Annotated in this window: 10 protein-coding genes and 1 pseudogene; 6 read left to right on the top strand and 5 right to left on the bottom strand. The window is 69.2% G+C overall.

Annotated features, from left to right (window positions below; genetic code table 11):
- Nucleotides 1–15: 15 nt before the first annotated feature.
- Together ACFTZL_RS34790 and ACFTZL_RS34795 are read right to left on the bottom strand one after the other, a co-directional pair.
- The gene (locus ACFTZL_RS34790) at nucleotides 16–963 is read right to left on the bottom strand and encodes a hypothetical protein (protein ID WP_382591272.1); all 948 of its coding nucleotides are present in this window, start codon (nucleotides 961–963) and stop codon (nucleotides 16–18) included.
- Nucleotides 960–1274 (bottom strand): hypothetical protein, encoded by a 315-nt coding sequence (locus ACFTZL_RS34795; protein WP_382591275.1) that lies wholly within the window; start codon nucleotides 1272–1274, stop codon nucleotides 960–962. The genes ACFTZL_RS34790 and ACFTZL_RS34795 overlap by 4 nt, the downstream gene beginning before the upstream one ends.
- Before the next feature lie 761 nt (nucleotides 1275–2035).
- Between ACFTZL_RS34795 and ACFTZL_RS34800 the strand changes: the two genes are divergently transcribed.
- From ACFTZL_RS34800 to ACFTZL_RS34820, 5 genes are all read left to right on the top strand, one after another.
- Nucleotides 2036–2266 (top strand): hypothetical protein, encoded by a 231-nt coding sequence (locus ACFTZL_RS34800; protein WP_382591278.1) that lies wholly within the window; start codon nucleotides 2036–2038, stop codon nucleotides 2264–2266.
- A complete protein-coding gene (locus ACFTZL_RS34805; RefSeq protein ID WP_382591281.1) occupies nucleotides 2256–2513 on the top strand; it encodes a hypothetical protein in 258 nt (85 codons plus the stop codon). Before ACFTZL_RS34800 ends, ACFTZL_RS34805 begins: the two co-directional genes overlap by 11 nt.
- Nucleotides 2514–2963: 450 nt before the next feature.
- Nucleotides 2964–3149 (top strand): hypothetical protein, encoded by a 186-nt coding sequence (locus ACFTZL_RS34810; protein WP_382591284.1) that lies wholly within the window; start codon nucleotides 2964–2966, stop codon nucleotides 3147–3149.
- A 127-nt stretch (nucleotides 3150–3276) separates the two neighbouring features.
- Nucleotides 3277–3402 carry a hypothetical protein gene (locus ACFTZL_RS34815; RefSeq protein ID WP_382591287.1) on the top strand — a complete coding sequence of 42 codons (126 nt, stop codon included), beginning with the start codon at nucleotides 3277–3279 and terminating at the stop codon, nucleotides 3400–3402.
- 592 nt (nucleotides 3403–3994) lie between these two features.
- Complete coding sequence (locus ACFTZL_RS34820) at nucleotides 3995–4480, top strand: hypothetical protein (RefSeq protein ID WP_382591290.1); 486 nt, start codon at nucleotides 3995–3997, stop codon at nucleotides 4478–4480.
- Here the strand turns inward: ACFTZL_RS34820 and ACFTZL_RS34825 are convergent.
- The 3 genes and pseudogenes from ACFTZL_RS34825 to ACFTZL_RS34835 all read right to left on the bottom strand — a co-directional run.
- Nucleotides 4473–5620 (bottom strand): annotated as a pseudogene (locus ACFTZL_RS34825) (IS110 family transposase); the annotation flags it as partial. The gene ACFTZL_RS34820 and the pseudogene ACFTZL_RS34825 sit on opposite strands and share 8 nt — an antisense overlap.
- A 186-nt stretch (nucleotides 5621–5806) precedes the next feature.
- A complete protein-coding gene (locus ACFTZL_RS34830; RefSeq protein WP_382591293.1) occupies nucleotides 5807–6172 on the bottom strand; it encodes a hypothetical protein in 366 nt (121 codons plus the stop codon).
- Nucleotides 6173–6373: 201 nt separating this feature from the next.
- Nucleotides 6374–7438, bottom strand: coding sequence for an LLM class flavin-dependent oxidoreductase (locus ACFTZL_RS34835; RefSeq protein ID WP_382591296.1), 1065 nt, complete (start codon nucleotides 7436–7438; stop codon nucleotides 6374–6376).
- Nucleotides 7439–8143: 705 nt separating this feature from the next.
- On the opposite strand from ACFTZL_RS34835, the gene ACFTZL_RS34840 reads away from it, so the two are divergent.
- Nucleotides 8144–9106 (top strand): SDR family NAD(P)-dependent oxidoreductase, encoded by a 963-nt coding sequence (locus tag ACFTZL_RS34840; RefSeq protein WP_382591299.1) that lies wholly within the window; start codon nucleotides 8144–8146, stop codon nucleotides 9104–9106.
- Nucleotides 9107–9540 lie beyond the last annotated feature (434 nt).

A 9540-nucleotide genomic window follows, 5' to 3' on the forward strand; every position in this document is an offset into this window, starting at 1 on the left:
GTGCTGAGCATCTGGTCAACCAACGTCGCCCAAGCACTTTGCCGGGTCGGTGTGGCGAAGGCCATCCCACTGCTCCGCCAAGCGGCGGACGGCCTCCGCCCGAAGCCGGTCTCCCTCGCCCCCGTAGAGGACGACGAAGTCCTTCTGGTCCGTGCACCGCACGTACACCGTGCTTCCGGCGCTTACGTACAGCGTCCGGGACCCGAACTTCCTGAGGTCACGACGGTTGTCGTACACGGGCGCATCCTCCGCCAGCCACGCCCTGACGAAGGCTGACTCCTCCACGGAGGGCGTCGGGCCCGGGTACGACACATAAAGCCGGTCGTCTCCGACCGGCACGGGCACGGGCTCGACCAGGGACTCACGGCGTGAATCACCCAGGCACATTACGACCCGACCGCACGCCGTGTAGTCCGGAGCGGCCGGCGCGGGGGCGCCTGGCAGGTCCACCCCGAAGAGCTGCAGCAGGGAGGCCAGCAGGGCGGTCGTGAGCATGCCGGCCAGACAGCTGACTGCGCGGGGGTAGCGGGCGAACGGGGACTTCGACGCGGTCTTGGTGCCGAGCGGGTCCCCGTCGCTGTCCGGGGACTTGGCGACCCGAGCGATGCAGTCTTTGATCCATTCCTCTGGACGTTTGACGGCCCAGGCCCCTGCCTCCCAGGTCTTCTGATACCAGTCCCTGGAGTGGGGAGGCTCCACTACGGTCGCCAGGGCGTTGTGGACGTCGAGGACGCGCACGAGGTCGGGGTAGTCTTTCGCGCCGGTCAGCAGCCGCGACAACTGGGCTTCGCTGGTGAGCGCGAGGCCCTTCAGTTTCCGGTAACTGAGCCCGCTTTCGATGTACACCTCCCGCAGAGGCACGAGCCATTCGCGGTGTTCTGGGGTCGCTTCCTCGCAGATGGGGCTCAGCCGGCGTCCACGGCGCTTGGGTAGCCCGCGGCTCAAGGCGTCGGCGATCGTCATGCGGCTGGCCTCTTGTCATCGTCGTCGGCTGTAGCACGGGCTGCGCCGTTGGTGGTGTCCGGGGCGTCGGTCTCGGTGGACTGCAGCTGCGCCGGGGGAGCCTCGGCGGGCGTCGATGCCGCGCGGCGGGAGTCACGGTCGCTGGCCAGGCCATTGAAGGCCTGGATCAGCTGCGTCACGCCCAGCACGATCGCCAGGATGAGACTGGCGATGGCATTGGCCGGCTGACCGAGGCAGAGCATGGTGATGGCGAGGCCGGTGAACGCGCACAGCGCGACGGTGGCGAGTAAGAGTTGGGTACGGGGCGTCACGGCGTCCTCCGTCGTGGGTCCTGGCGTGCACTTGTCCGGAAGGTGGCTGACCCCGGCCTTGGCCTTGGCCGTTGCGGAAGTTGGTCCTCCAGCGTGGGTCGTCCACAAAAATGATGCTGACTGTTCAGATGCCCCGGTAGTCCTGTATGCGGCACACGTTAGGGACTGATCACTGCTAGTTGGCATTCGGGCAGTTCAGAGGCCCTTTACCGCAATGTTCCGAATCTGCCCTTGCGTTCACGGTCCGGACGACGGTCAATAGGAGGCGACGCCGCGCTAGGCGTTGCGGGGTGCTGCCTCGTCGGCACCCGTCGTGTCCTTCTTGTCCGGAAGACCACGGCAGTGAATGGCCCCCTCGTTTGGCCACGAGGGGGCCAGCCCCTTTTCCGGGCGGACTCCGTACGGCGTGTGAACCCGGCAAGCCGCACCGATAACAAGGCACCCAGACAGGACACCGTTCCCGCTGTCGCAGTCCTCGCCCACCCCTACCCCTCGCATCCTGACCTGCGCGTTTCAGCCAGGAGGGCGCTCAGGCGGACCCACGACGCGCAGCGGGGCTGGTTCCTGGATCCAGCGGGGTCCGCGGATCTGTGTCATCGGCGCCAATCTGTGTCATCAACCCCCTGTTTTCCCAGGTCATCGTGACCATCTGCGTCACTGTTCACCTGTGTCATGTGGGCGGTTTCCGTCCGGACCCGGGACCGGCGCCCGGCCCCGGCGATACCGTGGAGGGACACGCCAGATGACCTCGGGAGCCCTTGATGAGTCAGGAGCCGGCCGCCGTGCCCGACCGCCAGCCGCTCGATGAGACCGCCGCCGCTTCGGCCCGCCAGTACGCGGCCGACCAGCGCGCGCGGGTCGACGTCCTCGCCTCCGTCCTGGAGGACATCGCTGAGAACGGCTACCCCCCGCCGGAGTCCGGCGTGCCGTGGGAGGTCGCCCGCGACTCCCACCTCGCCGGTCTCGCCGACGGGGAGCCCCGTGTCGCCTGAGCACGGCGCGCGGCGCTCCCGGGTCATCCTGGTGGAGCCCGCGCTCACCCAGCTGGCGAAGCTCACCGCGTCCGAGACCCACCGTCTGGACCGCGCGATCGTCGCGATCAGCGTCAACCCGAACCTCGGCATCCAGGTGCCCGGCACCCTGCTGCGCGACTACGCCGACGAGATCGACGACGTACGGGTCATCTACTACGTGACCGCCCTGGGGTCGGTCACGATCGTCGCGTACGTTGAGGCATAGGGCCTCCCGAGACCCCGCAGCAGCGCCCCGGACGCTCTTGGTCAGGGGCGCTGCTGCTTGCTGCTGCACGGTGCAGTACCGGCTGTGCGGCCCGTGGCTCGGCTGCTGGGCGCGGGTGGCTCGGGTGCTCTGGCTGCTGGAGAGCGATGACACTCCAAGACCGGCCAGGTCGTGCTTCCAGTCGAACTCTGTGAACTGCCTGCGGCAGCGCCCGGCGTGCTGGAGTCTGACGGGCATGAACACCGCCACGAACCGCCGTGTGAGAAGGAGCTGAGATGTTACCCCTCGTCAACCGCCTCATGGCCGGCCGCCAGATCAACGCGAGGCGCATCCTCCTGGACTGTTCCACCGCCGCGGCGACGGTTCGTCAGGGTCCCGCCGCGGAACCGGGCCTGGTCCGCCTTCCTGTGCCTCGCACACTCCGAGGACCTGCCCGACTGGCCCGCCACCATGAGCCACACCGACGACGGACTGACGCTTTCCTGCGGGACCGTCCTGGACTACCGGCCGACGGAACAGCTGCTCCAGTCACACGCCGACCTATGGCTTACGCCCTTGACGGGAGTTGAACCACCAGCCCGCAACGGTGCCTGGTTCGACGTCCTGGACCAGGCCTGCCAAGTGCTGAACGCCTGACTAGGTGGCTGCGGGAGCCGTGCTCGATCAGCGTGCGAGGGTCGTGCTCGATGCCGGGTCCCAGGATCGTCCTGGCCGCCGGAGGTTCGGTGAGGGCGGACTCATCCAGAACGAAGCACATGACCTCGTGGCCGGTGGGCTCCACGACGACCTCGCCGCCCAGCCGGACGACACCCGTCTCGTCTCGCGGGATGCTGGCACCGTCGGCGATGCCCTGCCCCGCCATCCAGTCCAGCGCGGCGGCCTGATGTAGAGGTGGTCGGCGCTGCCCACGCCGGAGGACCTCGCGCTCGTCCTGCGGCACGGCGAGTCCTGCATGTCCGGGTGCGGGACGTGCGCGAAGTGGCAGGCCCGACAGCAAGTCATTGAGGACCGCACAGCGGTGTTCGCGGCCCTGCAGGAGGCGGTTGGCGACAGCCGGAGCGTGACCCGGCTGCAGCGCTGCTTGGACCGGGCGGAGGCGGTCTCGGCGCAGGGCGCGACCGCGCCGGAGAACGAGCTGATGGGGCAGGCGGCCGTCGTGCTGCTGTAACTGCGCCGCGGGGTGGGTGCGTCCTTTGCGCCCCAGACTCAACCGCCTAGTGGGTGAAATCGCCGGTGTCCCACGGGGTCGCGGGGCCTTCGTGGGTGAGGCCACGGCCGCCCGGGGGGCGAGGGGGACCTCGAAGGCGTCCAGAAGGCCCACCGAGCGCTGGAGGTAGCGTTCGTCGAGGGGAGGAGGTCGGACAGGTGCGGGCGGCCAGGGCGGGGAAGCAGTGGTCGAAGTCGGTGGGCCGGGGGCCCCTATGCCCTTGGTCAAGGGAAACGGGGGTGCGTTGGGTCGGCGACCTGGGCAGCATGGCGGGGTGAGCGACCTGCTGTGGGATGACGTGAAGTGCTTCTTCGACCTGGACTTGATGGGGTCGTTGCCGGACGTGCGTGTCCCGAATGCCTCGGTGGAGGACTGGCAGGCGGTCCTCGACCTTGTCGCGGAGAGGGGCCGGAAGTTCCAGTACTCCGAGGGAGAGACGGTGCTTCCGGTGCCCCGGGCGGAGGCCGTGCTGTCCCGTGCGGCGGATGCCGAGTGCCCGGACCTGCGGGTCTGGCCGACCGCCGATGTGTTGGCGATCTTCAGTTTCCACGCGGACGACGAAGTCGACTTCGACGTCGACCTGCGGGAGTTGCAGTGCCAGGACCGACTTGATGTGCTCTGCGGCTTCCTTCGGGAGATCGGGCAGCGGTTGGGCAAGCCGGTACTCATGGACCCGGAGGGCGAGTACGGCCATCCGGTGCTCGGCTTCGACGTCGAGGCTGATCGAGTCGTTCTCCTTGCAGACCCGCAGGTCAGGTGACTGGGGCTGACGGCCGCAGTTCGTAGAAGGTGCCGTCGCGGAGCATGGCGAAGAGGACGTCGGTTCGGCGTCTGGCGAGGCAGAGCAGGGCCTGGGTGTGGTGCTTGCCCTGGGCGATCTTCTTGTCGTAGTAGGCCCGGGAGGCCGGGTCACCGAGCGCCGCGAACGCTGATAGGAAGAAGGCCCGCTTGAGCTGCTTGTTCCCTCTTCGAGACGGCTGTTCACCGCGGATCGATGAGCCCGAACTCCGGGTCGCCGGGTCGAGACCCGCGTAGGCGGCCAGGTGACCGGCGGTCGGGAAGGTGCCGCCGTCGCCGACCTCGATCAGGATGCGGGCTCCGGTCCTGACGCCGACTCCCGGCATCGAGGTCAGGACTTTCGAAAGAGGGTGGGCCTCCAGGAGTTCCTCGATCCGCCCGGCCAGCAGTTTGCGCTGGTCAAGGACGGCTTTCAGCGAGGTGGCGAGGCTTGGGACGATCAGCGCGGCCGCCTCGGTCCCCGGGACGGTCACAGTCTGTTCGTCCAGCGCGGCGAAGATCTCCTCGACAAGCCGCTCGGCCATCCTCGGCGCCTCCGGCCGCAGCAGCGTGACCAGCCGCAGCCGTCTGGCCTTGCGTATCTGGGCCGGGGACCCGAACCGCTCCAACAGCATGAGGACGGCCGGGTGCTGCAACCGCGGTCCCAACACCCGTTCCAGCGACGGTGGATCTGGGTCAGCGGGCCGTGCAGCCGGTTCGCGACCCTGGTCGCTTCGCAGGCCAGGTCGTCGTCGAACCCGACGATCATCTCCAGCTCGGCGATCGTCTCGTCCTCCCCGTCGAGCGCCCGCAGCGTGTGCGGCATCGCCCGGGCGGTGTCGGCGATGACGAAAGCGTCCCTCGCGTCCGTCTTCGCCTCACCTGGATAGAGGTCGGCGATCCGCCGCATCGTCAGCCCCGGCAGGTAGGCGACCGGGCAGCCCATATCCCGCGCGACCGCCAGCGGCAAAGCCCCGATCGAAGCCGGCTGATCGACCACGACCAGCACCGTCCCGTGCTTGGTCTGGAGTTTCGCGAACAGTTCGCGGAGCTTGGGCTCGGTGTTGGGCAGGCGCTTGTCGAACGCCTTGTTGCCAGCCGGGGTGACGGCAGTGGCGTGATGTCACGTGCAGGCCCCTCCATCACGCTTTCGTCCGGCCTTGCCAGGGCATCGAGCTGCCACATCCACGTTACGGAGAGCTCTTCCGACCCGGGTTGGAGCCGGTGCTCAAGCCCTTCATCAGCGGTCCGTCGATGCCTCCGGACCCGGTGACACCACCCCCGGATCATCAACAACAGGAGGGGGAAGTCATGCCGGACCCGAAGGCCGGAGGCCCCATTGCGGAGCCACGAAAAAGGTAGCGGGGGGGGGAGGGTCGCCGGAGCGGATGGGGCAGGCGGGCTGGAGGGCCAGGCGGACGGCGCAACCGATCAGCAGGACGCCGGTGATTTGCTCGATGCGGGCGGGTACCCCTGGGCGGCGCAGCACCACGCTGAGCCGGTCCACGGTGATGACGCTTGAAGGCGGCTTGTTGGTGTGCGGGGCAGCCGCTGGCCTGGTGTGTTGCTGGTTCTGCGGGGCCGCTTGCGGCACGTCGGCCCCAATGACGGCGAAGCCGGGGTCGGCGTCGCGAGCGACGTCGATGCCGACCTCCATCACCAGCTCGGGACGCACCAACGTGACGATCAGCGTCTGTCTGGTGCCCCACCCGGCTGAGAACGACCAGCCCGTCCAGGGGCGTCCGGGCCGGGCCGGAGGGAGCAGGCCGGCGGGCGTGCCGCCGGTTGCCTGGGCGAGGGTGGTGGTCAGGGCTGTTGCATAGTCCTGGTGGTCTTGTAGGTGTGCAGGTCATGGACGTGCGGTGGGCGGGTCTGCTCAGGTGAGGAGTTTGGCGAGTTGGGCCATCTCGGTGGGCGGGTCGGTCACCGGCTGGATGAGGAGTTCGTCGATGCCGGCCTGTTCCAGGGTGGAGATGCGGGTGAGGAGGTCGTCGCGGGTGCCGACCAGGGCCAGGGTGTTCATCAGCGAGGGCAGAACTAGGTCCCGGTCCTGAGGTGCGATGCGTGCGAGGTAGTTGGGGTAGAGCTTGGTGTGCCGGTCCGGCGCGGTGGCGGTGGTGCCGCGCCGGTCGAGGAGCTGCCGCACGGCCTCGCGTTCCTGAGGGCTGAGTTGCTCGGCGAAGGCGGGTTTTTCGGCGGCTGTGTCGGCGGCGAAGGCCAGCAGCGACAGGACGAGGTGGCCGGTCGCGTCCCGGGCCGCGTCGCCGTGTGGATCCTCGTCCTCGTCGAGTAGGTGGAGCGAGGTGACCACGTAGGAGGCCGTGCGGGAGCCGGGTTCGCGGGGTGTGTCTTGGGCGGCGTGGCGGCGGACGTCGTGCAGCGCGTGCCAGGCGGTGGGGTCCAGCAGGCCGAAGGAGATGAGGCCGGTGTCGCGGCGGCCTGCGACGGCGGCGGCCTGCGGCCCGAGCGCGGCCACGACGAACTCGATCGGGTCGGCGGTGTTCACATGCGCCCCGGTGTGCAGGAACCGGATGTCGCGGACCCGGTCACCTTCGCGGTACTCGGTCGAGCGTCCGGCGCACAGGTCCTGCAGTGCGGCGGTGAAGTTCTCCAGCCTGGCCGCCGTGGCCGGCCGCATGCCCAGGGTGCGCCGGGCGGTGTTTCCGGTGCCGACGCCGCAGATGATCCGGCCCGGTGCCAGGGCGTTGAGGCTGGCGAGCCCGCTCGCGGCTGCAGGGGCCGAGCGCAGCGCCGGTGAGGTCACGCCGATGCCGAGCCTGATGCGGCTGGTGGCCTTCGCACACAGGCTCAAGGCGACGAAGGGATCGCCGTGGACCATCGGGGTGTCGTTGACCCAGAAGCTGTGCAAGCCCAACTGCTCGGCCCGCACGGCGAGGTCCTCCACTCCGGGGTGCGCGCAGACCACGATGCCTGCACGCATCACAACCTCCAAGGTATGCGGATGGAGTCGAACTTGCTCAGCATGGCAGGTCCCGGCGCAGAGCCGTTGCGGAGTCGCGTGATCTTGTAGCGTCGCAGGGCGGGGTGGCCCTGCCTGATGTCCTTTCGTGAGTGTGGTGTTGATCGCGGCGTCCGCGGCCGGCCGACGCTCGCTCGTACGCGGCGATCGGGCAATGGGCCGCTGCGGCCCCGCAGGCCACCCAGGCCCGGCTGGGTACTCGGGTCGTCGGCGCCTTCGCGGTGCGCATCGCTCCCAGTGCCGCGACCATCCGCCGGGTGCTGGAGCGGGTCTGTCCGGGTGGGCCGGCCGACCTGGCCGGTGTCGATCCGGCCGGGGCCACAACGGTCGCGGTGGACGGCAAGAGTGCCCGCGGCTCCCGCAACGGCCAAGCCCGTGCCGAACAAGACCAACTAAGGGCTGTCCTGTAGTTGGTTCTTGGGTCGGCTTGACGTGGGTGTTCGTTGCTGGCTGCCCGCTGCCCGCTGCCCGCTGCCCGCTGCCCGCTGCCCGCCTACGCGACGAGGGTAAGGTTGTGCATGCACGCGATGCCGAGCATGGCGTGGTGGACGCCGTCACCCACCGTCGTGATTGTGGTGATCTAGCACAGGCGCAACGGCTGGGCCAGGACGTTCGCCGTCACCGGCTCTTGCCCTGGAGTGCGGTCCAGCATCTAGCGTCTCCGCCATGACGACACCTCAGCACAAGATCGGATCGGGCTTCGGCGCCCGGAGCACCGCGGACGACGTCCTGAGCGGGATCGACCTGTCCGGCAGCACCGCGATCGTCACCGGTGGCTACTCGGGACTTGGTCTGGAGACAACCCGCGCCCTGGCGGGTGCCGGAGCCCGTGTCGTGGTCCCCGCCCGGCGACGGGCGGCCGCTCAGGAGGCGGTCGAGGGCATCGACGGCGTCGAGACCGACGACCTCGACCTGTCCGACCTCGAAAGTGTCCGCGGTTTCGCCGAGCGGTTCCTGGCCTCGTGGCGCAATGTCGACATCGTGATCAACAACGCTGGGGTCATGGCCTGCCCCGAGACGCGGGTCGGCCCGGGGTGGGAGGCGCAGTTCGCCACCAACCACCTCGGCCACTACGCGCTGATCAACCATCTGTGGCCGGCGATCGCCCGCGGTGGCGCGCGCGTGATCGCCGTGTCCTCCGGCGCCCACGGCATCACGGGCGTGCGCTGGGACGACGTGCAGTTCGAGGGTGGCTACGACCGATGGCAGGCGTACGGGCAGGCCAAGACGGCGAATGTGCTGTTCGCCGTGCAGCTCGATGCGCTCGGCCGCGACGCCGGAGTCAGAGCGTTCGCGCTGCATCCGGGCAGCATCCTCACCCCGCTGCAGCGCCACCTTGCGAAGGCGGAGATGGTCGACGCGGGCTGGATCGACGAGAACGGCGACCCGGCCGATCCCACCTTCAAGACGCCCGGGCAGGGCGCGGCGACGCAGGTATGGGCGGCGACCTCCCCAAAGCTGGCGGGCATGGGCGGCGTGTACTGCGAGGACTGCGACATCGCCGAGCCGGCCGGCGACGGCTCGGAAGGCGGCGTGCACGCACACGCGAGTGACCCCGAGCAGGCCGCGCGCCTGTGGGCTCTGTCGGCCGACCTCACAGGCGTCGACGTTTTCGCGGCGGCAACCTAGCCCCGGACGTCGCGGGTCACCGTTTCAGGTCTGGTCCAGCCGACCCCCGGGCCGGTCACACCATAGGAATCAACGACCCGCGAGGTACGGGCCTACTGTCCCGTAAAAGATCTTCAGTAGGCGGTCGCAGGCCGAGGCGTTCGCTGCCTCGTCCTTCGGTTCCATGCCGACGGCGGAGGCCGTGACCGGACGGCCCGCCCGCACCTTCGCCCAGTGGGCCCGGGATCACGCCCAGGAGTTCCGGTCCTGATGGCTTTCGCAGCTCGTCCTGTGCCTCGCCGCACCGGAAAGACGAGCGGCTGACCCGATGCCTTTCCTCAAGTTGTCAGCGCAGCGGGACGAGAGGGGCGAGTGCAACTGACTGGTGTGAAACCAAGGTTGGCGCTTGGTGGCCCTCCGCAACAGCTTCCGGCCATGATGTCGCGAGGCAGGTG

It is taken from the genome of Streptomyces sp. NPDC056948 (assembly GCF_042674225.1).
Classification (GTDB): Bacteria; Actinomycetota; Actinomycetes; order Streptomycetales; family Streptomycetaceae; genus Streptomyces; species Streptomyces purpurascens.

Excerpts from the sequence above, each read along its gene's own strand:
- ACFTZL_RS34790 (WP_382591272.1), bottom strand. The coding sequence starts at position 963 with ATGACGATCGCCGACGCCTTGAGCCGCGGGCTACCCAAGCGCCGTGGA.
- ACFTZL_RS34800 (WP_382591278.1), top strand. The coding sequence starts at position 2,036 with ATGAGTCAGGAGCCGGCCGCCGTGCCCGACCGCCAGCCGCTCGATGAG.
- ACFTZL_RS34810 (WP_382591284.1), top strand. The coding sequence starts at position 2,964 with ATGAGCCACACCGACGACGGACTGACGCTTTCCTGCGGGACCGTCCTG.
- ACFTZL_RS34835 (WP_382591296.1), bottom strand. The coding sequence starts at position 7,438 with ATGCGTGCAGGCATCGTGGTCTGCGCGCACCCCGGAGTGGAGGACCTC.
- ACFTZL_RS34840 (WP_382591299.1), top strand. The coding sequence starts at position 8,144 with ATGACGACACCTCAGCACAAGATCGGATCGGGCTTCGGCGCCCGGAGC.